Origin of the sequence: Rhodococcus sp. IEGM 1307 (genome assembly GCF_030056915.1) — a bacterium.
Taxonomy (GTDB): domain Bacteria; phylum Actinomycetota; class Actinomycetes; order Mycobacteriales; family Mycobacteriaceae; genus Rhodococcus_F; species Rhodococcus_F opacus_D.
The window spans coordinates 148420-174085 of the sequence record NZ_JASHKW010000016.1; the positions used below are offsets into that span (position 1 = coordinate 148420).

16 protein-coding genes and 2 pseudogenes are annotated in these 25666 nt (G+C 61.8%); 8 read left to right on the forward strand and 10 right to left on the reverse strand.

Translation table 11 applies throughout. From position 1 onward, the window contains the following. Window positions 1-2 precede the first annotated feature (2 nt). The 3 genes from QM841_RS28065 to QM841_RS28075 are packed head-to-tail and all read right to left on the reverse strand — an operon-like array spanning window position 3 to window position 3430. A complete protein-coding gene (locus QM841_RS28065; RefSeq protein WP_133988302.1) occupies window positions 3-1520 on the reverse strand; it encodes a class I adenylate-forming enzyme family protein in 1518 nt (505 codons plus the stop codon). Between the two features lie 12 nt (window positions 1521-1532). Beyond that, entirely contained in the window at window positions 1533-2306 is a 774-nt protein-coding gene (locus QM841_RS28070) for an SDR family NAD(P)-dependent oxidoreductase (protein ID WP_283334580.1), read from the reverse strand. Next, entirely contained in the window at window positions 2303-3430 is a 1128-nt protein-coding gene (locus QM841_RS28075; protein ID WP_133988304.1) for an acyl-CoA dehydrogenase family protein, read from the reverse strand. The genes QM841_RS28070 and QM841_RS28075 overlap by 4 nt, the downstream gene beginning before the upstream one ends. A 165-nt stretch (window positions 3431-3595) precedes the next feature. Here QM841_RS28075 and QM841_RS28080 point away from each other — a divergent pair, with 165 nt between their 5' ends. Further along, window positions 3596-4420 carry a crotonase/enoyl-CoA hydratase family protein gene (locus tag QM841_RS28080; protein ID WP_283334581.1) on the forward strand — a complete coding sequence of 275 codons (825 nt, stop codon included), beginning with the start codon at window positions 3596-3598 and terminating at the stop codon, window positions 4418-4420. Here QM841_RS28080 and QM841_RS28085 read toward each other — a convergent pair. Together QM841_RS28085 and QM841_RS28090 are read right to left on the reverse strand one after the other, a co-directional pair. Beyond that, window positions 4414-4971 (reverse strand): PadR family transcriptional regulator, encoded by a 558-nt coding sequence (locus tag QM841_RS28085; RefSeq protein WP_169693675.1) that lies wholly within the window; start codon window positions 4969-4971, stop codon window positions 4414-4416. The genes QM841_RS28080 and QM841_RS28085 overlap by 7 nt on opposite strands. 131 nt (window positions 4972-5102) lie before the next feature. Continuing rightward, complete coding sequence (locus QM841_RS28090) at window positions 5103-7124, reverse strand: NADPH-dependent 2,4-dienoyl-CoA reductase (protein WP_133988307.1); 2022 nt, start codon at window positions 7122-7124, stop codon at window positions 5103-5105. A 210-nt stretch (window positions 7125-7334) separates the two neighbouring features. On the opposite strand from QM841_RS28090, the pseudogene QM841_RS28095 reads away from it, so the two are divergent. The 5 genes and pseudogenes from QM841_RS28095 to QM841_RS28115 all read left to right on the forward strand — a co-directional run. Beyond that, window positions 7335-7527: pseudogene (locus QM841_RS28095) on the forward strand (transposase); the annotation flags it as partial. A 673-nt stretch (window positions 7528-8200) separates the two neighbouring features. Continuing rightward, on the forward strand, window positions 8201-9664 hold the full coding sequence (locus QM841_RS28100) for a purine-cytosine permease family protein (protein WP_133988308.1): 1464 nt from the start codon (window positions 8201-8203) through the stop codon (window positions 9662-9664). Between the two features lie 211 nt (window positions 9665-9875). Next, complete coding sequence (locus tag QM841_RS28105; RefSeq protein ID WP_133988309.1) at window positions 9876-11297, forward strand: amidase; 1422 nt, start codon at window positions 9876-9878, stop codon at window positions 11295-11297. A 574-nt stretch (window positions 11298-11871) separates the two neighbouring features. Next, on the forward strand, window positions 11872-12057 hold the full coding sequence (locus QM841_RS28110; RefSeq protein ID WP_133988310.1) for a hypothetical protein: 186 nt from the start codon (window positions 11872-11874) through the stop codon (window positions 12055-12057). Between the two features lie 519 nt (window positions 12058-12576). After that, window positions 12577-13971: an IS1380 family transposase gene (locus QM841_RS28115; RefSeq protein ID WP_283334582.1), complete on the forward strand. Its 1395-nt coding sequence runs from the start codon at window positions 12577-12579 to the stop codon at window positions 13969-13971. A 540-nt stretch (window positions 13972-14511) separates the two neighbouring features. Here the strand turns inward: QM841_RS28115 and QM841_RS28120 are convergent. The 5 genes and pseudogenes from QM841_RS28120 to QM841_RS28140 all read right to left on the reverse strand — a co-directional run. After that, window positions 14512-15655: pseudogene (locus QM841_RS28120) on the reverse strand (ISL3 family transposase); the annotation flags it as partial. Window positions 15656-16836: 1181 nt separating this feature from the next. Next, window positions 16837-18183, reverse strand: coding sequence for an MFS transporter (locus tag QM841_RS28125; protein ID WP_283334583.1), 1347 nt, complete (start codon window positions 18181-18183; stop codon window positions 16837-16839). 23 nt (window positions 18184-18206) lie between these two features. Then, window positions 18207-19934, reverse strand: coding sequence for a dihydroxy-acid dehydratase (locus QM841_RS28130; RefSeq protein WP_283334584.1), 1728 nt, complete (start codon window positions 19932-19934; stop codon window positions 18207-18209). A 370-nt stretch (window positions 19935-20304) separates the two neighbouring features. Continuing rightward, entirely contained in the window at window positions 20305-21696 is a 1392-nt protein-coding gene (locus QM841_RS28135) for an MFS transporter (RefSeq protein WP_133988313.1), read from the reverse strand. 377 nt (window positions 21697-22073) lie between these two features. Further along, entirely contained in the window at window positions 22074-23093 is a 1020-nt protein-coding gene (locus QM841_RS28140) for a LacI family DNA-binding transcriptional regulator (protein ID WP_349307425.1), read from the reverse strand. 550 nt (window positions 23094-23643) lie between these two features. On the opposite strand from QM841_RS28140, the gene QM841_RS28145 reads away from it, so the two are divergent. Next, window positions 23644-24825, forward strand: coding sequence for a CaiB/BaiF CoA transferase family protein (locus QM841_RS28145; RefSeq protein ID WP_133988314.1), 1182 nt, complete (start codon window positions 23644-23646; stop codon window positions 24823-24825). Continuing rightward, window positions 24809-25609 (forward strand): enoyl-CoA hydratase/isomerase family protein, encoded by an 801-nt coding sequence (locus QM841_RS28150; RefSeq protein ID WP_241031891.1) that lies wholly within the window; start codon window positions 24809-24811, stop codon window positions 25607-25609. The genes QM841_RS28145 and QM841_RS28150 overlap by 17 nt, the downstream gene beginning before the upstream one ends. The last annotated feature ends 57 nt before the right edge of the window (window positions 25610-25666 follow it).

The window sequence follows — 25666 nt, forward strand, 5'->3', positions numbered from 1 at the left end:
GATCAGTGCTTGGTTGGAGGCTTGTTGGCAACATCGGTCTGGTCACGCAGTACGCGTTTCAAGGTCTTGCCGGTGGGGCCGCGAGGTAGGTCATCGACAACTGCGATCCACACGGGGACCTTGTAGGAGGCGAGACGGGAGCTGCAGTAGTCCTTCAGAACCTCGCCATCTGCTACTTCACCACTTCGAAGAACCACGTAGCCCACCGGGATCTCCCCGAATCGCTCATCGGGAATTCCGATCACCGCGGCCTCTGCCACCACCTCGTGATCCGTCAGCACTGATTCGATCTCGGCGGGGTAGATGTTCGCACCACCGCTAATAATCATGTCCTTGATCCGTCCGGAGATGTAGATGTTCCCGTCCTCATCGCGACGACCGAGATCTCCGGAGTGCACCCAGCCGTCGATGATGGTTTCCTTCGTGGCTTCGGGCCGGTTGAAGTACTCGATCATGTTGCTGGGGCTGCGGAAGGTGATCTCACCGACTTCGTCGATCGCGACCTCGGATCCATGTGCGTCGAGGATGCGGATCTCGCTGTCCCCGATCGGGGGGCCGACTGAGTCGGGAACCGGCGAAGACCCGGGTGGGAATCCAGTCAGCGGGGTGCCCTCCGTCATTCCCCAAGCGTTGTAGATCGTCTTACCGGTAGCGGCACGCATACGCTCCACCAGGCTCCACGGCAGACTCGCTGCCGACGAGACACATGCCCGCAGGCTAGCCAAGGACCCGACGCGATCGGACGGATTCGATTCGATCCATTCGCACACCATGACGTACATCGTCGGCACCCACATGATGACCGTGGCCTTGTAGCGGTCAATCGCCTGGATCGCCTCTGACGGGTGGAAACGCTCTTGCAGGACAACTGTCGCGCCGATGGCGATGTGCCCCATCGCGGCGATCGTCGAGTGCATGATGAACGCGAGCGATCCGTTGATGAGGATCGTGTCGTCCACCGTGGAGCCGACCCAGGTGGTCGTTCGGCTAAGCGTGGCCGCGACTCCCAAATGCGGAAGCACCGCACCTTTCGGGTGGCCGGTAGTGCCAGAGGTGTAATGGATCAGAGCAGGGTGCATGTCGTCCAAATCGACGACCTGGGGCCAACTGCTCCTCTCATCCTCGTCCCATGACCGAGCCTCAGGGTCAACCAGCACGTCGACCGGGATCGTTAGGCCATCTGGAACCTGAGGCAGGCTCTTGTCGTCGACGATGACCAGTACCGGAGCACAATCATCGAGGATGAAGGCGACCTCCGATTCTGACAAGGCTGGGTTGAGGGGAACCAGGGTTGCACCCCGTGCCAGACAGGCACAGTAGATCGCCAGCCACTCCGGACGGTTCGCGGCCAACAGCGCCACCCGATCGCCGACACCGACATCAGCTGCATCCAGCTCTGCAACCGCCTCTGAAACCAGAGTTCTGAAGGCACTGGCCGTCACACCACGATCTCGGAAGTAGATGATCGGACGATCACCAACGGCCGTCTCAAGCCCCACCATGAATTCAACGACGTTCATCCTCTAGCCCCTCTAGCCGTGCATCGTGAGGCCACCGGACACGCTGATGACCTGGCCCGTAATGAAAGAAGCATCGTCGGTCGCAAGGAATACTGCTATCCCAGCGACGTCTTCAGGCTCACCCATTCGACGCATGGGCACCGCCTTGGTCATCCGCTCGAGAACGTGCTTGGCACTCGCATCGTCGCCATCGAGGGCTTCGGCCATCATTCTGGTCCGCGTAGGACCGGGCGCCACCACGTTCAGCGTGATCCCTTGCCGCGCGACCTCCCTCGCGGCCGACTTCGTCAAGGCGATCATGCCTGCCTTACACGCCGAGTAGACGGCTTGCCCGGTGGATCCGACGCGTCCGGCATCCGACGAGATCGTGACGACACGGCCCCGGCCACGCTCGACCATCTTGGCGAGCACGGCGTGTGTCACATTGATCGGGCCCTTCAGGTTGATGTCGATGATCAGGTCACGATGGGCTTCATCATTGTCGAGGAATGGTTTCAGAGAGTCCCATCCAGCGTTGTTGACCAGGATGTCGATCGGGCCCAGGGCTGCCTCAATGGCATTGACGCCACTGATGACCGCAGAGTTGTTGCTGATGTCGGCCGCCACGATCGCAGTGGTCACACCAGATGCCTCCAGCTCGGCAGCAATCGCCCGCGCCGACGCTTCATCGCGATCGATGATGCCGACTGACGCTCCGGACTCGGCCAGCCGTCTCACGATGGCAGCCCCGATTCCATTGCCCCCACCCGTCACCAACGCCACCTTGTCCTTCAGCTGTCGAGTCATGCCAGCTCCCTTTGGATGAGCATCTTCAAGACTTCGCTGGACCCTTCGTAGATCTGCAAAATCCGCTGGTCCCGGTAGAGCTTCTCCACCATTCCGCCGCCAGCGAATCCGGCGCCACCGAAGATCTGCACAGCATCGCTGCATACAGACTCGGCCATCTCGGAGGCGAAAAGCTTGGCCATGGCCGATTCCCGTACCGAACGCACACCAGACTCCTTCAGAGCTGCCGCCCTCAGATACATCTGTCGTGCGACCTCGATGCTGGTTGCCATCTCGGCGAGCTTGAAGCCAATCGCCTGGTGCTGGAAGATCGGTTTGCCGAAAGTCGCCCTTTCCTTGGCGTATTCGAGTGCTAGGTCGAACGCTCGCTGCGCGACGCCGACGCTTTGCGCCGCGACTCCGATTCGGCTGGTATCCAAGCCGTCAAGGATGTTGCGATAACCCGTCCCCACCTCTCCCAGAACGTGATCATCGGTGAGTTCGAGGTCATCAAGGGAGATTTGGCAGATATCCATGACGCGGTGACCCATTTTCGGCTCGCGCCTGATCACGTTGTATCCCGGCATGTCGGGCCGGACAAGGAATAGCGTCAATCCGCGGACCCCTGCATCTGGATCGGTCGTCGCTAGCAAGATTCCTGCTCCCGAGGTCGCCCCGCCAGTGATCCAAACCTTTTCCCCATTGATGACCCAGCCGCCGTCTCGCCTAGTCGCCTTGGTGCGAATCTGGGAAAGATCTGAGCCAGCATGCGCTTCGCTCAGTAGCAGAGATATGTAGTACTCCCCTGCGACGGCCGGCTTGAGAAACTGCTCCTGCTGCCAAGGAGTACCAAGCTCGGCCAGCTTCGATCCGAACGGAAAGTTAGTCCCGCCAACCTGGTTGGCGATGGCGCAATCACCCTGGGCGAGCTCTTCGATCATGAGTGCCCATGCCGTCACTCCTGCTCCGGCGCCACCGAAGTCTGGATCGACAGCGAGGCCAAAGAACCCCTGCTCTCCCAGTCCCCGCCAGACCTTTTCGGGTACCTCACCCTCGCTCTCCCACTGCTGAATATGCGGCGAGATTTCGCGCGCCACATAGCTGCGCGTCACATCCCGTACCGAAAGCTGGAGATCCGTCAGCATGTGCACCTACTCACTTGAGGCATTATTCACCGTCGTTCGGCTCGTCAATTTGTATAATGGTGAATCACTATTGTCAAGATTAACGAGATGTCGTACGTTCTCATGAGCAAGGGGGCTCGCAACGAACGGCACCCCGCCTCTACAAGACACAAAGGACAAAACGGCATGCAGCCTCCCGTCTACTCGGCGCTTCAGATCTCTGTGTCGGAGTATGTCGCCACGGTCACGCTGCTCAACTCCGGTTCGAATCCATCGATGGGCGTGGCGCACTTCGAAGAGTTGCCTTTGGCATTTGCCTGGCTGGAAGACGACGATGATGTACGCTCGATCATCGTCCGTGGGGGTGAGGGCAACTTCTCATTCGGGCTCGACCTGGTCGACATGCATCCCTTGCTTGACCTAGCCAGGCCGGGAGCAAGCGCTAGCGAACGTCAGGCGTTCTTGCGTTCCATCATCGAACTCCAAACGGCATTTTCCAGCGTTGCCAGTATCAGCAAGCCGGTCATTGCCGCCGTGGACGGCTGGTGCATCGGCGCTGGAGTGGATCTCATCTCATCGGTCGATGTCAGGCTCGCGACGCAGAGCGCCAAGTTCAGCATCAGAGAGACCCGTATGGCCATGGTCGCCGACCTCGGCAGCCTTCAACGTCTTGTCGGGATCATCGGCGACGGGCACCTTCGCGACCTGGCCCTAACAGGACGGGACATCGCGGCCGATGAGGCGCAACAGATCGGCCTGATCAACCGCGCCTTCACCGACAGCGAAGCTCTGTATACGGCCGCAGCGCAACTCGCTCAACAGATGGCGAGGAACTCCCCTCTTGTGCTTTCTGGCATCAAGGAGGTGCTCGGCAATGAACGAGAGAGCCGCGTGAGAGCTGGACTCAGGTTCGTGGCCGCATGGAACGCGGCCTTCATGGCGAGCCAAGATCTCCTTGAGGCACGTAACGCATTCCTGGAACGTCGAACAGCAAATTTCACCGGTCACTGATCCTCGGCATGGCCGCTGCGGTCGACTTCGGAGAGTAGCTCTATCGCGTCTGACAGCCACGTCATCCAGTACGTCTCGAGCCCGACGCCGGCAAGCAAGATCAAATGTTGAATTTGTGCACTCGCGTCCGGGTGAGGATCGCTGAAGTCACGTTCGGCAATCTCCAGGTACTCCGCTCGTCGCTCCTCGTGAGCCTCGCGATGCAACCGCATCTGCTCCACGAGTGGTCCTGCCCCAACTACTGAGGCGGCTCGTAGTCGCACAAGCAGTGCATCCCGGCTCCGTTCGGGCTCCTCATACTGCCCGAGCCACGCGACCAGTGCCGAGCGCCCGGCCAGCCGCACCTCGTACAGCTTGCGCTTGCCTCGCGAAGGCGGTTGCGGAAGCGATTCGATGAGCCCTTCGCGTTCCAGCGTTGCCAGTTCGCGATAGATGCTCTGGTGGGTGGCCGACCAGAAGTAGCCGATTGATCTGTCAAAGCGCCGCGCCAGATCGAACCCCGACGACGGCCGCTCAAGCAGAGCGGTGAGTATGGCGTGACGCAGCGACATATGCCCTCTCCAAGATCGGCGCGAACCCGACGGCTGAAAGCACGGTACCCGCAATCGTTTGACCCGCCGCACACGCTCGGTGCACCGCGGCCCCACAATGGGGCCGACGGCGCGCCCGGCGAGAACGGCGATCAGATTGCAGCGGCGAGAGTAACTCCCTGATGTATGGCTCGCTTAGCGTCCAGCTCTGACGCCACATCGGCACCACCTATCAGATGGGCCGTGACGCCGGCTGCATTCAGATCGGCGAGCAGACCTCGTTGTGACTCCTGACCTGCGCAGACGATCACGTTGTCCACCTCCAACGTCACCGGTTCTCCGTCGACCACCAGGTGGATTCCCGAGTCGTCCACGCGAACGTACGCCACACCGGACATGGTCTTGACGCCCCGAGCGGCCAGTTCAGCGCGATGGATCCACCCAGTTGTGACGCCGAGACCGGCACCGACTTTCGAGGCCTTCCGCTGCAGCAGATAGACCTGCCGCTCAGAGCTGTGAGGGTGCGCAGGCACCGCACCACCGGACGCCTCGAAGGTCGGATCAACACCCCAGTGCTCGTAAAACTTTGCCACATCGAGGCTTGCGGATGTTCCCTCTTGAGTGACGAACTCGGCTACATCGAAGCCAATACCTCCGGCACCGACGATGGCGACTCGGGTACCCAGAGATACCTCCTCGCGCAAGACCTGCAGGTAGGTCACGACCTTCGGATGGTCTGCACCATCGAGCTCAAGGGCACGGGGAACGATTCCCGTAGCCAGGACCACCTCGTCGAAGTCCCCCTCGATCAGTTCTTGCGCGTCGATCCATGAGCCGAGTCGTAGGTCGACTCCCGCCCGCGGCAGCTCGGCACGGAAGTACCGGAGCGTCTCGTTGAACTCCTCCTTTCCAGGAATGCGACGGGCGATGTCGAACTGACCGCCGACCGTAGAGGCAGCGTCATAGAGCACAACCCGGTGACCCTTCTGTGCTGCGGCCAAAGCGAACGCCATCCCAGCCGGTCCGGCACCGACGACGGCGATGTCCTTCGTCTTGCGTGTGGGCGCAAGATCAATCATCGTCTCGTTGCACGCACGAGGGTTGACGAGGCAGGATGTGATCTTTCCGCTCAGCGTGTGGTCAATACACGCTTGGTTGCACCCAATGCACGTGTTGATCCGCTCAGCCTGCCCGTCGCGAGCCTTCGCTACGAACTGGGGATCGGCCAGAAACGGACGAGCCATGGAGATCATGTCGGCCGCCCCACGCGCCAGCAGGTCTTCCGCGACGTCAGGCGCGTTGATTCGATTGCTGGCGACCACCGGGATGCCCACCGCAGCCTTGATCTTGGCGGTCGCTGTCGCGAACGCGGCGCGCGGCACCGAGGTCGCAATGGTAGGAACCCGAGCTTCATGCCAGCCGATTCCAGTGTTGAGGATGTCAACACCCGCCAGCTCAAGTTGCTTGGCTAGGTCGATCGTCTCAGCCAGCGTGGAGCCACCCGGAACGAGGTCCAGGATCGAGAGCCGGAACAAGACAAGAAAATCTTGGCCTACGCGTGCCCTGGTACGCCGCACGATCTCGAGTGCGAACCGCGCACGACTCTGAGCGTCGCCACCCCATTCATCGTCCCGTTCGTTTGTGCAGGACGCGAGGAACGTGTTGATGAGGTATCCCTCCGAACCCATGATCTCCACCCCGTCATAGCCGGCCTGACGAGCAAGTTCCGCCGCGTTGACGAAGTCTTCGATCGTGGCTTCGACCTCGGCGGAGTCCAGACCCCGCGGGACGAACGTATTGATCGGGGCGCGCAGCGGACTTGGGGCGACAAGCCGGGCGTGCTTCGCGTACCGACCGTAGTGAAGGATCTGCATGGCGATACGCCCGCCGGCGGCATGGACTGCCTGGGTGATCACTCGATGGGCCGTCACATCGTCCGAATTGGTCATTGCTGCACCGTCATCCCAAGGCCTGCCATCATCGTTCGGCGAGATGCCCCCGGTGACGATGAGCCCTACACCCCCCCGGGCCCTCTCGGCATAAAACTCAGCCATGCGGTCGAAACCGTCGGCCACTTCCTCGAGACCCAAGTGCATCGATCCCATGATCACTCGGTTCGGCAGTGTGATCAAGCCGAGATCGAGGGGCTCTAAGAGTCGGGGATAGTGGGTCATCAAAGATCTCCTGTGTTTGGAGTGAGTAGTTTCGCCTATTATGCACTAAGGAGCATAATGCAGGTTCGCATGCACAGAGACCTCTACGCCGCTCGAATGACCGAGATCGCTCGGCGCATCGCTGACGTTGCGACGCTCTCCCGAGCAATAGATCAGCCCTCACCTGCCACAGCTCCGAACTGGTTTCGCCCTGGATTCAAGAGCCGCGCCACTACGATGCACTCGGTCGACGACGAGCCGGACGTAGATTCCGTTCACGCACAATATGATCGGATGATCGACGCCCTGTCGGAGACAGTTACCGAAGGTCGCCGAGCGCCTCGACGCGGCACGGTCGGACCTGTTGGCGTTCACGGCTTTTCCGAAGCCGATTTGGAAACAGATCTGGAGCAACGATCCACGATCGATTAACCGGCCCTTGGGCGACATGATTCCGTCCGCGGCGTGAGATCCATGGCCGACGGCCGGGTGGGGCGCATGCTGCCGGTGTCGGCTCGATCGGAGAGGGCCAGACGATTGACCGTGCGGACGCGCACCAGCCCGTCGCCTCGCGCGCCGGCACCCGACGTCGACGCCATGGTGATGAGCACTGTAGCCGGGTTAGAGGATCCGTTCGCCCGCATTGGGTTGGCGGTGCTCCGCGGGGCAGGGTTGCGGGTCGGGGAACTGCTCGATCTCGAGGTCGGCAGCGTCGTCGACTACGGTCCGGCCGGGACCTGGCGCCGACATCCAGGCCCTCGAAACCGACGCCCGAGACCGCTGCTGGTCCGACGCGTCGGTCACCAAGGATGACGAGTACACCCCGCACCGATGCCCGAACCTCCGATCCGGGATAGGGGCAATGACGCACACAGTGCCAACCGCACGCCGACGTCGATGGTTACCAAAACCGAGAGAACAACCGGTTGCGCGTTCCTGGTTGGCATGCTGTACTTGTCCCCTGAAATACCCGATGACGAGCTTCTCCGCCATGCCGATCCTCACGGTCGGCGCCCTCGCAACGTCGTGAATAAATCTCCGCTGCGACGGTTCCACGTCCGTCCACAGCAGCATGCATCCTAACCCGGGAGTCATCCATGTCCCTGAAAGCGAAGTTACGCGGCCCCGCGACCTCGATCGACGATCAAGTGGAAAGCTTTGCCACCGACAGAGTTCCAACGAATCAACGATGGCCAATCCCTGCCATCAGCGTCGTCCTCCTCGGTGGCGCAACCGCAATGTTCTGGTTCACCTACGGCGCTCAACACCTGTTCCTGGTGGGATTCCCCCTGATCCTGATACCAATCGGCTATTTCGTCATCGGCGCAGTACTGACGGGCATGTTGACGATGCGCGTAGCATCCCGAGAGGGTTTATCTCCCAACCTACTCAGCCGCGGCCTCGGATTCGGAAGTAGGGGCGCTGCCGTCACGTCATTCATATACGGAATTAACTACGTTTACTACTTCCTCTTCGAAGGCACCATCGTTTCCCACGCAATTGCCATATACTTCGAAATCCCTATCGACTCCTTCAACGGAACCCTCATCTACGCCGCCTTCGGACTTGTCACAATTGCATTTGCCTGGCGCGGCATGCATGCAATGTCCTTCCTGCAAAAATGGGGATTCCCCTTCTTCGTCATCACAGTAGGGTGGGCGGTATACATATTTTCCAGGGATCGCGATCTGGTCGGCATTGGAGATTGGACCGCGACTCAACCTCTCACATTCGCCGCGATGATGAGCGCGCTCAGCCTCGCGAACGGACAGGTCATCTTCCAGGGGCTGATGGCAACCGATTACGGACGGTTCGCATCTCAGCGTATCCGATACCGTGGAACCGCCTCGATCATGATTTTCGAACTCATTCCCATGCTGATCGTCATCGGACTCGGCTGCTTCTTTGGCATCAACCTGTACAGCGAGCTCAGCGGTCCCGACGCCCAGTCGTACGCTCAGGACCCCGGCTACCTATTCGTCAACGTAATTGGGCTGCTGGGCGTTATTCTGGTTGTAGTCACACAGATCCGCGTCAACGTTATGAATCTCTATTCAGGTTCGATTGCTTTGGCTAGCGGATTCGAGGTGGCAGCGAAGATCAAGCCGGGCCGCCCCTGGTGGATGTTCCTCATTTGGGGTGTGGGAGTTCTGTTCTATGTCACCAACGTTTTGAACCATCTCGGTACTTTCCTCGCGATTGCCGGCGTTCTCACCAATACCTGGGTGCTCATCATCCTCGCGGACTACTTCGTGTGTCGGCGCTGGATGAAACTCGGTAAGCCCGAGAACGTCGAATTTCACGAAAAAGAAGTCCCGAAATGGAACCCATGCGGCCTGACGTCGCTTGGAGTTGCGGTCACTATCGGTGCCATGGGAATCATTGGGATCTATCCGATCTACTTCGCCTCTTTTGTTGCAATGATCGTCGGTCCCCTTATTCACATTGCGCTGACCAGGGCGACCGGCGGTCGGTACTACACACCGAAACGTACTGCAACCCAGACCGAAGTGAACGCATTGGATGAGGCTGACGACGACCACGACCCGCTGTCCGTCTGAGGAAAGGGACACAGTGACCACACCCCGCCATAACGTAGACGACATCCGTCGGCTCAGCGCCACAGTCAATCTGGTGGTCGAGAACCATCGACTTTCTGAGCTGTGTGAGGCCGCGAACCATGCCGACTCGTTCATCCGCAAAGTCTCACACATACAGTGCGGCGAGACAGCGCCTGCCACCTCATTCGACCCCCGTTGGAAGTAGACGAGCATGCAACCATATGAGCTGTCGGTTTCTGCAGCATCCCACCTGATCAAGTCTCGAGCACTGTCTCCAGTAGAACTGACTGCTTCCGTGCTCGATCGAATGGAAGCCACGGAACCGCTTGTGAACGCCTACGCGTTGACACTCGCCGAGAATGCGCGGGCAGCCGCAGAAGTGGCCGAGCACGAGATTTCGTCGGGCCATTACAGGGGTCCGTTTCACGGCATTCCCATCGGCATCAAAGATCTGTACAATATGCGAGGTCTTCCCACCACTGCTAGTTCACGCGTCCGTGACGCATTCGTGCCTACTCAGGACAGCGCTGTGGTGGAGAAACTCACTGCGGCAGGCGCGGTGATCGTTGGGAAAACACATACCCACGAGTTCGCCTTCGGTGGAGTAACACCCGGCACGAGCAACCCTTGGAACACTCAATTTATCGCTGGCGGATCCAGCGGCGGGTCAGCTGCAGCGGTGGCTGCAGGTTCGTGTCTAATGGCCACCGGAAGCGACACCGGAGGCTCAATCCGCATCCCAGCCGCCTTCTGCGGAATGGTTGGGCTCAAACCGACGTACGGTCTAGTCTCCCGGCGCGGCGTCACATCCTTGTCGTGGTCACTCGACCACGCCGGACCCATCACTCGTAACGTGGCAGACGCCGCGCTAGCTTTGACCGCAATGGCAGGGTATGACGACCAGGATCCGGGAAGTCTGAAACTCGAGGCACGCGACTACTCAGCCGATCTCAATGGTGGCGTCTCCGGATTGCGTATCGGTGTTCCCAGCAACTTCTACTTCGACCGAGTGGACAGTGAAGTCGTCCGTCGTGTAGAGGTTGCTCTCGGCCAATTCGAGCAGCTCGGGGCGCGTCTCGTCGAGATCGAAGTCCCGATGACTGACTACGTAGAAGCGCTGGAGTGGGCGATTCTTCTTCCAGAGGCCAACGCATATCATTCCGAAATGCTCCGCAGCTCAGGCGATCTCTATACCCCGGAGGTACGCACGATGTTGGAAGCCGGCGAGTTCGTATTCGCCAAGGATTACATTCAGGCGCTCAGAGGACGGGCGCTCATGCAGAACGCGTGGCGTTCGATGTTTGGGCAGATTGATGTCCTGGCGGCCCCGACGCTGAGTTCCTCACCCGCTCGTCACGATCACACACACGTGACATGGCCAGACGGGTCATCCGAGGCGCTGACTGAGAGCTACATGCGATTGTCCGCGCCAGCAAATCTGTTGGGTCTACCTGCCCTATCCGTGCCCATCGGAATGACGGAAATCGGTCTTCCCATCGGGATGCAGGTAGTTGGTCGTCCGCTCGAGGATAGGACGGTCCTGCGCGCCGGCAACGCATACGAAAAAGCTTTCGGCCAGTTCGGCAAGACTGCACCCTTGTTCGCCGTTTCAGACACGTCGGGCAAGGCGTAGCCTCCGCGACACGTTGGCGACGGGAAGTTGCTTCTGCCAGTTGCCGAACCTTTGGTTGACGGCGATGCCCGGTCGTCGGGCGATATCGGTGGGCACTGAGCTGTCCATCCTCGGATGTGGCAGGTCGCTCGAACCGAGCTTCGGCCTGCTTCAGCTCTGATCCACCGTCAGCCTGACTGTGTGAGCGGAGCGTACACGAGAGCCCCTGTAGGGCAGGAAGCTCTGAGTTGCCACACAATAGATTCCGGCACCAGGACAGGAGAATCTCGCAGGGGAAAGCTGCTCACACCGTCACGCCGGTTTCGATGATCCGAACCTCGTCTCGGTCGCACGCCTGTTCCGGTGATGCAGCTGGCCGAGACCGCGGGCCTGCACGACCTACTCGACCGACGTCTGGGCGTCGATACACCGAACCCGGTGGTCAAGTCCGTCGGCATCGGCGCAGGGATTCTCGCAGGCACGGACAGCCTCGACGACCTCGACGTTCTTCGCCACGGTGCCACGAACCGGCTCTTCGCTGGGGTGCGGGCTCCGTCCACACCGGGAAGCCCTCTTTCGTCCTTCACCCACGGCCATGTCCTGCAACTCGACCATCGCCGCACGCCTGCTCGTCAGCCTGTCAGCCCGAGTCCCAGACATGCTCGACGGGGCGGATCAGATGCTGTTCGTCGATGTCGACGACACCATCGGTGAAGTGCACGGCTGCGGCGAGCAGGCCGCCGAGTTCGAATACTCGGGCGTCCGTGGCTTGAACGCTTAACGGGCGGGCGCCCCGAACCCGGTCGCGTCGCTGGTCATCGTCCGCGCCCGCCTGCGCCGCGGCAACACCGCATCGCACACCGGCGAGCGACTGCTCACTCGGAGGCCGTCGGCTGCGCCAGCACCGCCGGGGTGTCCAGTGCAGATTATGGCGCGGGCGAACTCGGCCTACTTCTGCCACCGCGCCGAACCGGCTCCGGCGGTGGATGATCTGCTGTCGGAGGTCGATCGAGACGTCGTTTGGGTTTGAACTCCGCTCACTCCCAGCATTGTTCGAGAATTCTTCGCCGTGCCTGCAAGCGTCGGCGAAGAGGTCCGCAGGTTGTGCCCAGTCGAGGGGGGATATGCGCGGTAGGTGGCCGACTTCGTCGGCTATACGATTGATCTCGAGGGGGCGTTTAGCCTGGATCCGTGGAGACTGCGCCGGCCGTAACGGCGTGTGAATGACGAAAGTGCCTCCCGTAGTGACACAATCAAGATTCTCACATCACAATTGTCCACATACGGAAAGGCACTTTCAGTGCAATCATCGCACACGTTCACGGCTGGGTCCGCGGTGTTCGACGAATACAATCTCGTGTCGGCGGCAGGATTGGTCCCGGTCCTCGGACTCGCCGAACAAGCCGGCTTGTCGGAGCTGATCGACACCCATGTCGACCTCGCCTCCACGCGGGTGGCCTCGGGTGCGGCGAACCCGGCAGGGAAACTCACCTCGATCATCGGCGGGATGCTTACCGGAGCGGACAGCATCGACGACGTGGACACGATCCGCGCCGGCGGCAGCCCGATCGTGTTCGACCAGGTGTACGCCCCGTCGACGTTGGGGATCTTCTTGCGCGAGTTCACCTTCGGGAACAGTCTGCAGCTCGGGGCGGTGCTGCGCCGGCATCTGATCGGCCTCGCCGCCCGCACCCCGCTGCTGCCCGGCATCGCCGGCCGGGCATTCCTCGACATCGACTCGTTGCTGCGGCCGGTCTACGGGCACCAGAAACAGGGAGCGTCCTACGGGCACGCGAAGATCGCCGGCCGCGCTCTGCTCCGCAAGGGGCTGTCGCCGCTGGTCACGACCCTGTCCACGGCGCAGGCGGCGCCGGTGGTCGCGGAGATGCGGCTGCGGGCCGGCAAGACCGGATCCGGCCGCGGCGCCGCCTCCCAACTGCGCTCGGCAATCAGCACCGCCCGCGCCTGCGGTGCGACGGGCAAGATCATGGTCCGCGGTGATTCGGCATTCGGCAACAAGGCCGTCATCGGGGCCGCGGTCGCCGCCGGCATCGAATTCTCGCTGGTGATGACCCGGAACCCGCGGGTCACCCGGGCAATCGAGAGTATCGACGAGCAGGAGTGGACGCCGGTGCACTATCCCGGTGCGGTGACCGACCCCGATACCGGGGAGTTGATCTCCGACGCCGAGGTCGCCGAGGTCGAGTACACCGCGTTCTCCGGACGGCACAAGGTCACCGCCCGCCTGATCGTGCGCCGGGTAAAGGACGCGAACCACCCTGACGCCTTGTTCCCGGTGTGGCGCTACCACCCGTTCTTCACCAATTCCGACCTGCCCACCGTCGACGCAGACATCATCCATCGCAAACACGCGATCGTGGAAACGGTGTTCGCGGATCTGATCGATGGACCACTCGCGCATGTTCCCTCCGGTCGTTTCGGCGCGAACAGTGCCTGGGTGCTCTGCGCCGCGATCACCCACAATCTGCTGCGCGCCGCGGGCACCGTCTGCGGAGGAAGTCACGCCGTTGCCCGTGGATCCACCCTGCGCCGGCATGTGGTGAATGTTCCGGCCCGATTCGCCCGTCCGGCACGCAAACCCGTGCTCCACCTACCGATCCACTGGCCGCGGCAAAACGACTGGAAGACCCTCTGGAACAACGTCATCGACTACGAACCGCCACAAGCGGCCTGACCCAACCTTCCTGGCCATATCGGTCCCGACCCCAGAACACCAACGTGGATGAGCTGACAACCAGGTCAGCAGGTCAGCCATGCCCATCTCATGGCACCCGCCCGTCGACATCACCAGAATCCGACCCGGTGGAACCGAAATCACCGATCCACGGATTCAGGTTTAGTCTTGCAAACGTGGTGAACTGACTCGAGGTCGGCATGAACCGGAAGGCAAGTCCGACCTCGTGTCCGTCACCCCGACACGTCCATGGAACATCCGAACCGGCTTGGAGACAGTGACGATCCCGCGGAGTTGCGCCGACCCGAGGACGGGGCGCGAACGGGTGTCCGAGCGGTACAGGACACCCTCACCAGCGAGCCGATAGCTTCCTACTTCACTCCTCGACGTTCAGACACCTCGTCACTTCGATACAGCGACGGCACTGCATGCGCGCACGCCTACCGTCATCGCCCTTACATGTCGCCGTCCTTTTTGGCGGTCATGCCTCAGAGGGAGACGAGGATGGCGTCGCTGCACTTGGGCGCGCCTTTTTGGGCTCTACTGACTCATTCGTGGTTGGGTTCGGCCGGGTAATTGTGGCCGGGCGCCCCCGAGGCTGAGCATTGCGAGTGCGATGACGGCTTCGGGGGTGTGGAACCCGAAGCCGCGGCGGGTGATGAGGCGGATCTTGGTGTTGACCGATTCGATCCGGCCGTACGAGAGCCCGTGTTCGATGGCGGCGAGGATCGCGGGTTTGTGGGCGAGGATGCTTTTCTGCAACGCGACGAACTCCGGGATCCGGGACCGTCTCGCCCAGCCGATCCACCGGTCGAGTTCGGTGGCGGCTTCGGTGGCCGGGAGCTGCAGGATCAACCGCAGGCCCTCCTTAAGCCGGTATCCCCGGTGTAGCACCGGATCGTGCAATGCGATCCACCGCAGACTCGCCTGTTGCTGCGCACTGAGCGTGTCCGGGTTCTTCAGCAGCGCCCACCGGCTGCGTTTGACCGTCTGAGCCGGCCCGGCCTTCGGGCGTCGGCGCGGTTTCCAGCCGCCGCGGGAGGCGTTACTCGCCCGGCCCGGGCCCGGTTCCACGCGGCCCGCCGCACCGCGTCCAGCGCCTCGGTGGCCCAGGCGACCACGTGGAACGGGTCCGCGCAGCGGATCGCGGCGGGGCAGTACCGGGTCACCACCGACGCGATCCACCCGGCCGCGTCCGAGGTGACGTGGGTGATCTTCGCGCAGCGTTCGGGCCCGAGCAGGTCGAAGAACTCGGACAGGGTGGCCGTGTCGCGGCCGGGGCCGCCCACACCAGCCGACCGGAGTCGTGATCGACGACGACGGTCAGATACTTGTGGCCCTTCTTGTACGAGATTTCGTCGATCCCGATCCGCCGCAGCCCGGCCAGCGGATCCCGGGCGGGTGCGGTGTCGGCCCACACCCGCTCCACGATCGCCCCGACCGTACGCCACGCGGTGCGCATCAACTCGCAGGTCGCCGCCTTGGAGGTATGCGTGGCCAGCCACGCCACCGTCTGATCGAACGAATAGGTGTGGCCGGCGCGGTGCCGGGCCCAGGGCACCGCGGCCACCGTCACCCCGAGTTCGCGGCAGGCCACCCGGGGTGTCTCGGCCTCGACGAAGGTACGGATCAGACCGCAGTCCGGGCTTCGCGCACGCCGTTCTCCACACATGTAGCCGACTGACCCTAGACAAGCCAGAACGCTACTGGGGCAACGGCGTGCGCCCACACCAGACCCGGCTACCACCCACGATCACAGCAGTAGAGCCCCTTTTTCGACTTAACTCACCTGCTGGGCTCCATCGCCTCGTACCTGCCGCACCTCGTCGACACCAGAACCGGACCAGACCTCGACCACACAGGCGACGCGCCGTTACGCCACACTGCACAAGCAGGCCTCCAGGTTGGCCAAGACACTGATGGAATCCTGCATGCCAGCCGGAACCGAACACATGATCACCGAACGCGATCAGCGTGGTTTGTGGATGAATGTCGCTGACGCCAAAGCGGTGCGACACTGACCTTGGCGGGGTGAGCAAGTTGACGGTTACGCCGCCATCGATGAGCGCTTCCTACGACGTGCTTGTGCGTGAACTACGATCGAGTGCCGCAATCGCGGACAGGCCATAGATTCTCTCCGAAGAGGTGATACCGCGCTAAGTCGGGCCACTTCGAGCCTCACAGCATCTCGGACTCGGTGCTTGAACTCCGTGACGTCTATCGAGATGACGATTGTAATGTTCCTCGGGGTGGGACCACCAATCGGCGCCCAGAGTAGCGCAAAGTCGAGAATGTCATCGTCGCTGCGACTGTTCCACAGCGTCATGGGCGACTGCCGCTGCACGGTGTCGGGGCTTCGAGTTGATTTGTGGTGCATGGGGTGTCCAGCTCGTGAAGGTGTAGCCGGGATCCGTCCGGGCAGGGGCTGCCGCCCAAGTTTCTTGTCGGGTCAGTTTCGGTTCCGCTGACGGCAGCCCCACCGGGGCGGTTCGGAGCGACCCGCGACGGATTTACCTGCTCACGGTTTCTGGATGTTCGGGAAGGATCTCTATCGTTCCAGGGCGTTTGTATGCTGATTCCCCAGTCGCGACGGCACTCACCTCAAGGGAGACGAGCGCCTTCACCGACTTGCCACGTTCGTGACTGCGCCGAAATCGGCGGGATCCCAATCGAGGCGGGCGCCCATGTGTCGCGCTTGTCCCTTCTTCAGCTCTTCAGCGTTCGAATTGATCAAGACCACGGGGCAACCGAAAGGATCATGCGGGACATCCGAGCAGCCGAACAAGCGTCCTCTGCTTCCGCGCGTACCCTACCGCGGCATCAAAGCCGCCCGACACGTAATACCGAAGTCGCTGGACTTGTGTGTCATTGCCGACCTGAGTCAGACGCTGCAAAGCGTGTCGTCTCGTCGCCTCCAGGCTTGGCATCAGTCGCCTCCATCTCCCGGCGCAACGTCTCCGGCCCCATCCACAATGCCACCAATGCAATCACCGCCAGAGCTGTCATGTATCCCACGATCGCCCACCATGACCCGGTCCATGCGAACAGGGCAGTAGCAACGAACGGAGCCAACCCGCCGGCCAGAACGGAGCCGACTTCCCGCGAGAACGCAAAGCCGGACAACCGGAATTCTGTATCGAACAGTTCGGCGTACCAGGCGGCTTGGGGGGCAAGCATGGCGGGGTAGGCGAAACCCAACCCGATGACGAAAGCCAAGATCACTGCGCCCGTCGAGCCTGTCCCCGTCAGCATGAAGAATGGTGCGAGCCACAGCATGGACCCGACCGCTCCTGCGATGTAGACGGGTTTCCGGCCGACTCGGTCGGACAGCGCACCATAGAACGGCACAGTAATCAGCTGTATTGCTGAAGCAATCATCACTGCCCACAACGCCACCGAGTCACCCAACTCGAGAGTCTTCGAAACGTAGGCGACACCGAAGACGGGCAGAAGGTAGGCGAAACCGTTCTCCCCCATCCGCGTACCCACGACGATGAGGAAGCTACGCGGATGCTCTTTGAGCGCAGCGAACAGCGACGGCTTCGGTGGTGCGGTGCGGTGTGATTGCATCTTTTCGAAGGCTGGCGGCTCCTCCACTCGTCGCCGGATGATGTAGCCAACTACTACGCACACCGCACCGAGGAGGAACGGAACTCGCCACCCCCACGATTCGAACTGCTCCTCGGGCATGAGTAGGAAGAGATAGAATACGGCGTTCGCCAGCAACGTGGCGACTGAGAAACCGAGTGGCGCCCATGCACCCGCAAGACCGCGCTTGTCGGGTACCGAGTGCTCGACCGAGAGTACTACTGCGCCTGCGTACTCCCCTCCCGCTCCGAATCCTTGAATCAGGCGCAAAACAACGAGCAGGATGGGGGCAGCGATACCGATGGTCGCGTACGTCGGGAGGAGGCCGATCGCCGTTGTCGCACCGCCCATGAGCAATAAGGTCGAAACCAAGACCTTCTTGCGGCCAAGCCGGTCGCCCATTCGCCCAAGGATCAACCCTCCAATGGGTCGCGCCAGGAACCCGACCGCGTATGTGGCGAAGGCGGCCAAGGTCCCCACCAGCGGATTCTCGGACGGAAAAAACAGTCTGTTGAGAACTACCGCAGCGGCGGTGCCGTACACGATGAAGTCGTACCACTCGAGCACTGTTCCGACGAGGGCGGCGATGGCGGCCCTCCTCGGCTGAGTTGCTGTTTTCGACAACGTCTCGATTCCTTTCTGAACGCCTACTGCGATATCGGGCGTCTCAGGACCGCACCCTGCTGTATGGGGCCCACAAGTTGGGCATACTGGCCGAGCCAACCGCGTTCTCGGCCCGGGGTACCGGAATGTACGGGCGCTCCCTGCCGAATAGGGTCCGCATCAAGCGTGCGTGTGTCGAGGTCGATGGAGATGATGTCACCAGGTTCCACGCCGGCGAGTGGCCCCCCGTCCGCTGCTTCAGGCATGACCTGGCCGACGACTAGTCCATGGTTGAGTCCTGACAGTTCGCCGTCTGTCACGACCGCGACCTGGCCGCCGAGCCCTGCGCCGTTGAGGGCCGCCACGAAGCTTGCCGCGAACACCGTGCCCGGGCCACCGCGTGGCCCCATACCGCGAAGGACAATGACATCGCCTGGCGTAATTTCCCGGTTACCGAGAGCCATGATTGCCTGGTCCTCGCCTAGGAATACCTTCGCTGAGCCCGAGAACTGACGACGTGCGTTACCGACGCCCGCGACTTTGACGATGCACCCATCAGGAGCAAGCGAACCACGAAGAATCAGCAACCCACTCTCGTTGCGAATCGGCTCCGAGAGTTCATGCAACACTTCGCCGTCCGGTTGAGGGGCTGTCTCGGCTCGCTCCATCACGGTGTCACCTGTCACTGTCAACGCTGTGCCGTGTAGTCGTGGAAGCAAAGCCTTCATTGCGGCTTGAGTGCCTCCTACCCGCTCGAGATCCCATACCTGGTCGGTCCCGTTCGGTCGTATTGCCGCGAGTTGGACGCCGGATTTTGCTCGTTCCTCGAATGTGGCGACAACATCCATATCGAGGTCGGCTTCATTGGCAACTGCTGCGAGATGACGAATACAATTGACCGACCCCCCCAGTGCAAGGGCAACTTCGACAGCATTCTCGACGGCGTCTTTGGTCAGCACCTTTCGTGCGGTCAATCCTTCGGCAACCATTTCGACGATTCGAGTACCAGCAGCAGCAGCGCGTTCGCGCATCCTGTCTGAGTTCGCTCGAATGGGTGCCGAGCCAGGCATTGTCATTCCGAGGGCTTCGGATAGGATGTGCATGGTGTTCGCGGTGGCGAGTCCTGCGCAGACGCCCGGCCCTTGAATCGCGGCATCGGCTAGGTCGCCGAGCTGATCGACGGTCATCTCGCCGGCCTTGACGGCGCCGACGGACTCGTAGACGGTGTCGATATCCACCGAGCAGCCTGCGTATGTGCCTCCCCGTTGATACCCGCCGATGACCAGAATGGAGGGGATGTCTAGTCGTGCTGACGCCATGAGATGGGCGGGGGCCGTCTTGTCGCAGGAGGACAAGCAGACCATTCCGTCGAGTACGGCCCCTTCCACTGCGGCTTCCACATCGTTGACAATGAGGTCACGGGTGGGAAGGAGGTATCGCGCTTTTCGTCCGGCGCTGGTTACGAAATCGCTTGGTGCGACAGTTCGTATCTCAAGCGGCAAGCCGCCAGCTTCCCAGATCGCCTCAGCTACCACATCGACGATGTCGTCGAGATGGGCGAAACAGACAGAAAGCCGGGATGAGGTGTTTACGATGGCGATCTGTGGTCGCCCCTGATCCTCAACCGATCGCCCGAGCGCGGTCCATTGGGCGCGACGGACAGCCCACCGGGTTGTGCCAGGGACGAAGCGACTTCTGAGTTGGCCGGGCTGACCGCGATCATTATCTGGCAACGCGTCAGCCGTCGTGGAGATGGGTCGGTTGATGGGCATGTTTACTCCTGTACTGCAGTCGAAATGACCGCGTGAAGAACTTTAAATAGGAAGGTCAGAGTGCACTGCCGGAACGTTGCATGCCCCTTCGCACCTCTGCGCGACCGATGTCTCGGTAGGCGATGGAGTTCGGCGGCGATCGAATGGTCCGTGTGCTGCGGCGTGACCGTACTCGAAACACTGCGCGGTAAGAGGACAATTTTTGATGATCGGCGCCGAGAGGTCGTCCGGCGACGATACTTCCTTCGCCGCGTCTCGGAACGAGGCTGAGGTACGGGCTCTCGCAGTAGTCGCCGATGAGCCTACTCATGGCAACCTGCTGTCCTGCTGGACAAATGAGAGATTGGGGGTACCGGTGAGCGCTGTTTTCTCAGCGCTGCTGGTTCGAACTCGGTGGAAATCTCGTCCGGTCCTGGGCGTCGACATCCTGCAATGAGATGCCGCAGGTCTCGCGCGCGGCCGAGATTGCGACCAGTGAAACACTCGCCGCGACTACCAGGTAAATCGCAATCGGGATCCACGAATGATACTCACGCAGAAGGTAAGTCGCGATGAATGGGGCAACCGACCCGGCGAAGACTGAGGTCACTTGGTAGCCGAGCGATACCCCGGAATACCGAATACGTGTCGGGAACATCTCGGACATCATCGCAGCCTGCGGCGCGTAGACCAGCGCATGAACGGCCAGTCCAAGCGTCAGCGCCACGATCACGAGCACGATGTTTCCCGTGTTCATTAAGGGGTAGGAAGTGAACGCCCACAACACCATTAGCAGCGCACCGGTCATATAGATGGGTTTGCGCCCGATCCGATCGGTAAGGCCGCCAATCACGGGAATCAGGATGAAATGCAGCAGATGCGGAATTAACATAACCAGCAAGACATTTTCGATCTTCATTCCGACCTTGAAGGCCAGGTACGTGATCGAGAAGGTCACGACAACCTGATATAGGATATTCTCGCCGACACGTAGTCCCATCGCGATCGCAATCTGCCGCGGATACTGTCGAATCGCCTGCGACACACTGGACCGGTTCTCGCTGCGCTGTTCCTCGGCCTTCAGCGACTCCAGGAAGATCGGCGCGTCGTCGACATGCGTGCGAATGTAGTAGCCGATGATGATGATAACCGCTGAGAGCCAGAACGCCAGTCGCCATCCCCAACCAAGGAATGCCGATTCCGGCATGACGAAGGCAAGCACGGACAAGACCATGGTCGCGACAAGGTTCCCCAAAGGAAGCCCCGCCTGTGGCCAGCTCGCCCAGAAGCCGCGGCGACGATCGGAGCTGTGCTCGCTGACCAACAGAACTGCACCACCCCATTCGCCTCCGACTGCGAATCCCTGAATAAAGCGGAGAATCACGAGAAGCCCTGGCGCCCAATAGCCGATACTGCCGAAGCCGGGGAGGCAGCCCATTCCGAACGTTGAGATCCCGACCAGCAGAAGGCTGAACTGCAGCAGCTTCTTGCGGCCGAACTTGTCGCCGTAGAGACCGAAAACCACACCGCCGAGCGGACGGGCGAGAAAGCCGACCGCGTAGATGAGCAGTGCACTAAGTACGCCGTCGAGGGCGTTGTCGGTCTTCGGAAAGAACAGGGTGCCGAAGACTAACGCGGAAGCCGCGGAGTACAGAAGAAACTCGTACCACTCCGCGACAGTCCCGGCCATCGAGGCGGCGACTACCTTGCGCAGGCCGTTATTCGACGGCTGGGACGATTCGGTCATTGGCGAAGCCATCGAGGTTCGCTCGGGAGGATTCATTGCATTCCTTCAGGAGGAGCGGGGTTGGACGCACGACTGTGGTCGCAGTCACAAGGCGGGTGAAGTAAGTAAAGCACCCACTGCCCCCGGTGCGCAACCGGTTGTGCAATTGCTTCCAGAACAGAACTCGAGATCCTCGAAACCTGACGGGACCGAATCCTGGCGAATTTACGGTCGCGCTGCCTGCTAGTCGAATGTCGCTGCGGTTCCTTTCGCCGGGGCGACATCGTGGAGCTCGCTGATCGATCGCGGGGCGGCAAGTCGCCGCCGAGTCGGACTACCCGAGCTGAAACGGTGGTGCGTCCTTGACCTCCGCGGACGCTTCCGCGGTAAGGGCAGGTCGTTCTTGGTCCGCGATCGGGCCCGCTAGTCCCGAGTCACGCCTTCGTCGGGGCAATCGAGGTGCCCCGCACCAGTAGTTCGGGGGCGGGATCGTCGATCGTCACATTGGAGAGCGCCTCCCCGTCGAGGTGCCCGAGGAGCATCTCCGCCGCCGTGCTGCCGATCTTCGACAGCGGCATTCGCACGGTGGTGATGGCCGGGAATACCGTCTCCGATACCCAGGTGGTGTGGATCCCGACGATGGACATCTCCTCGGGAACCTTCACCTGCGCTCGCTGCAGTTGGGAGAGTGCACCTACTGCAGCGTTCACACTCGCCACCACTAGTGCAGTTGGCCGATCGGGCCGGACGAGGATGGCATCGACCGCGGCCGCTCCAGAGGGAGCCTCCCATCCAAGCTCATGTACCCATTCCGGCCGAGAGGCAAGGCCGTGTGAGGCAAGTGTTTCCTCGAAACCGATTCGGCGGCGGACTGCGGTGTCGTGTGTGGGCGATCCGCCAATGAATCCGAGGTCGCGGTGACCGAGGTCTATCAGATGCTCTGTCGCGATACGGACGCCTTCGGCATCCGGCAAGATGACCGATCCTGTCCGGTCATCGAGTCGGCAGTTGACAAAGACAGTGGGGATGCCCTCGGGGACAACTTCGCGAAGCTCGTTGTCATCGAAGTCTTCGCGGCGCTGGATCAAAATACCGTCAACTCGCCCTTGCTTGAGCAGGCGCTGCACGGCATCGCGGCCTTCCGGCGCGTGGTCGACGGTGCCGATGAGGACATCGATCCCCGCTGGGGTGGCAACCTGCTGGATTCCGGACAGCATCTCGGCGAAGACGTGGTTGTTCGGGTCGGGGACGATCAGTGCGATGGCGCCGGAGCGATTGAAGCGCAGTGCGATGGCGCGCCGGTTCGGGACATACCCGAGTTGCTCCGCAATCTCGAGGATTCGGGTGCGGGTGTCCTCGCGAATCCGTGCGTTGACGTCACCGTTGAGCGCCCTGGACGCAACGGATTTCGACACGCCGGCGGCGCGTGCGACGTCATTGAGGCTCACCATCATGACTCAGTATAGAGAGCAGGATATCGATCAGCACCGGCACGGTCATGGCGGCTCTCGGATGCCGCAGCGATCTTGACCCATGTCCAGGCGAGGGCGGCGACGTTGTCGAGGACCTCCGGGATTCGACAGAAGGTCTCTCTTGTTCTTCGAGTGCGCGTCCTTCGGGCGCGTTAGCAGCGCCTGATCGATCACGGGTCCACACCTTGCGTTGATGGTCACGGCGGTCGCCGAGGAGTTCGAGTTGTTCGCCGTGGATCACGCCGCTGACTCTTCGGCCAGCAGGCAAAGCCACACGACGACGTTGCTCCAGGTGGCACCCAGGCTTCTCAGCTCGCCATCTGGCGACCGATTGCCCTGCCCTCCGACGTCGTAGGCATAGCGCAAAGCCCGATGAACAACCGGTTGTGCAAATGGTGCTGCCGTGCTTTACTGCATTAAGTACCAACTGCCTCGCACCGAGACACACCGGGCGGGGCCCACAAGCCAGCCCGTAGCTCGCAGCGCACAGGTCGATGCGACCGGTCATTCACACTCACGCCCGGGAGGGTTCATGCTGTCCGGAATACGCGTTGTCAGTTTCACCCATTTCCTGCAGGGGCCGTCGGCCACCCAGATGCTCGCGGACCTCGGTGCCGAGGTAGTCAAGATCGAATCTCCCGCAGGCGCTTTCGAGCGAAGCTGGTCGGGACCTGACGCCTATGTCGGCGATGCCAGCGTCTTCTTCCTGCTCGGCAACCGGAATGTCCAGAGCCTGTCGATCGATCTGAAATCCGAGAAGGCCAAGTCGATCTTGCTGAAACTGATCGACGACGCGGACGTGCTCATCGAGAGCTTCCGGCCAGGCGCCCTCAAGCGGCTCGGATTCGGCTACGAGGAACTGTCCGCCCGCAATCCGCGGCTGGTGTACTGCTCGCTGTCCGGGTACGGCTCCGCCGGCCCGTACCGCGATCGGCCAGGCCAGGATCTACTGTTGCAGTCGCTGTCCGGGCTCGCGCACGCGACCGGCAGCGCCGACTCACCGCCCACGTCGGTGGGCGCCTCCGTCATCGATCAGCACGGTGCCGTCCTGGGCGCGTTCGGCATCCTCGGTGCCCTCCTCGGCCGCGAACGCACCGGCAAAGGATGCAAGGTCGAAAGTAACCTACTCAACGCCGCACTCGACCTGCAGATCGAACCGATATCTTACTATCTCAACGGATTCCGGGGCGAGCGGAGCTCGACCGGTATCGGGTCGCGCTACTACAAGGCGCCGTACGGGATCTACCGCACCGCGGACGGGCACATCACCGTTTCGATCACCGCCCTGTCGATCCTTTCCGAGGCGTTCGACGACGACTGGTTCACCACGATCGCCGCGGACGACGAATACGACCGCCGTGAGGAGATCAACGAGCGCATCTCCAAACACCTCGCCGAGCGGACAACCCAGGAGTGGGAGGCGCACTTCACCGAGCACAAGGTCTGGTTCGCCCCCGTCAACGACTACGAAGCCGTCGTCAACGATGCCCAGGTGCTGCACAACAACAGCTTCCTCGAGTTCGACTACCCCGGCAGCGGCCCGGTCAAGGTGCTCGCTCACCCGATCCGCTACGACGGCCAGACACCGGCCGCCCGTACGCTGCCTCCCGCCCTGGGAGAACACACCGAGTCCATCTTGAGCACACTCGGGCTCAACGACAGCGAGATCGACGCACTCGCACAGGAAGGAGTTGTCCGTGTCCACAACGCTTGAGGAAATCCTCGTCGCACTGGAAACCGGTGAGGGCGTGGCCACCATCACCCTCGACCGGCCGCAAAAGTTCAACGCCCTCAATTCGGCGATGATCCAGCAGTTCAACGAGGCCCTCGACACTGTCGCCGAGGATCCCGATGTCCGCGCCGTCGTGGTTTCCGGCACGGGGAAGGCGTTCGCCGCCGGCGCCGACATCGCCCAGTACGAGAAGGCAGAGGCCGCCCAGTTCGCCGCGTTCACCCGCGCCTGCAACGACTTGTGCGACCGGATCGACACCTTCGAAAAGCCGGTCATCGCCGCGGTGAACGGACTCGCCCTCGGCGGCGGATTCGAAATCGTCCTCGCCTGCGACATCGTGATCGCAGCCGAGTCGGCGTCCTTCGGCCTGCCGGAGGTCTCCCTCGGCCTGTTGCCGGGTTGGGGTGGCACCCAACGCCTTCCCCAGTTCGTTGGCCCGAACCGTGCACGACATCTGATCATGACCGCGGGCCGCCTCAGCGCCGCCGAGGCCAACCAGTCGGGCATCGTCTCGCAGATTTGCGCTCTCGACGACCTGACCGAGACCGCGCGCACATTGGCCACCGACATAGCCGGGCGGGCCCCGCTGGCGGTCGCCGCCATCAAAAAGGCCGTCGGCTACGCCACGGCAGCGGTGCCCGGCAACCGGGGACCCGGTTACGCCCTGGAGCAGAGCCTGCTCTTCGACCTATTCGCCTCCGAGGACGGTCGGGAAGGCATCGCCTCGTTCGTCCAGAAGCGGCCGGCCCGGTTCACCGGGCGTTGACCCAGCACACACAACAAGGTCGGGGCGGTCTCCAAGTGGAGGCTGCCCCGACCTGTT

Excerpts from the sequence above, each read along its gene's own strand:
- QM841_RS28135 (WP_133988313.1), bottom strand. The coding sequence starts at position 21,696 with ATGAATCCTCCCGAGCGAACCTCGATGGCTTCGCCAATGACCGAATCG.
- QM841_RS28065 (WP_133988302.1), bottom strand. The coding sequence starts at position 1,520 with ATGAACGTCGTTGAATTCATGGTGGGGCTTGAGACGGCCGTTGGTGAT.
- QM841_RS28140 (WP_349307425.1), bottom strand. The coding sequence starts at position 23,093 with ATGATGGTGAGCCTCAATGACGTCGCACGCGCCGCCGGCGTGTCGAAA.
- QM841_RS28080 (WP_283334581.1), top strand. The coding sequence starts at position 3,596 with ATGCAGCCTCCCGTCTACTCGGCGCTTCAGATCTCTGTGTCGGAGTAT.
- QM841_RS28110 (WP_133988310.1), top strand. The coding sequence starts at position 11,872 with ATGTCCTGCAACTCGACCATCGCCGCACGCCTGCTCGTCAGCCTGTCA.
- QM841_RS28085 (WP_169693675.1), bottom strand. The coding sequence starts at position 4,971 with ATGTCGCTGCGTCACGCCATACTCACCGCTCTGCTTGAGCGGCCGTCG.
- QM841_RS28090 (WP_133988307.1), bottom strand. The coding sequence starts at position 7,124 with ATGACCCACTATCCCCGACTCTTAGAGCCCCTCGATCTCGGCTTGATC.
- QM841_RS28130 (WP_283334584.1), bottom strand. The coding sequence starts at position 19,934 with ATGCCCATCAACCGACCCATCTCCACGACGGCTGACGCGTTGCCAGAT.
- QM841_RS28075 (WP_133988304.1), bottom strand. The coding sequence starts at position 3,430 with ATGCTGACGGATCTCCAGCTTTCGGTACGGGATGTGACGCGCAGCTAT.
- QM841_RS28070 (WP_283334580.1), bottom strand. The coding sequence starts at position 2,306 with ATGACTCGACAGCTGAAGGACAAGGTGGCGTTGGTGACGGGTGGGGGC.
- QM841_RS28145 (WP_133988314.1), top strand. The coding sequence starts at position 23,644 with ATGCTGTCCGGAATACGCGTTGTCAGTTTCACCCATTTCCTGCAGGGG.
- QM841_RS28105 (WP_133988309.1), top strand. The coding sequence starts at position 9,876 with ATGCAACCATATGAGCTGTCGGTTTCTGCAGCATCCCACCTGATCAAG.
- QM841_RS28100 (WP_133988308.1), top strand. The coding sequence starts at position 8,201 with ATGTCCCTGAAAGCGAAGTTACGCGGCCCCGCGACCTCGATCGACGAT.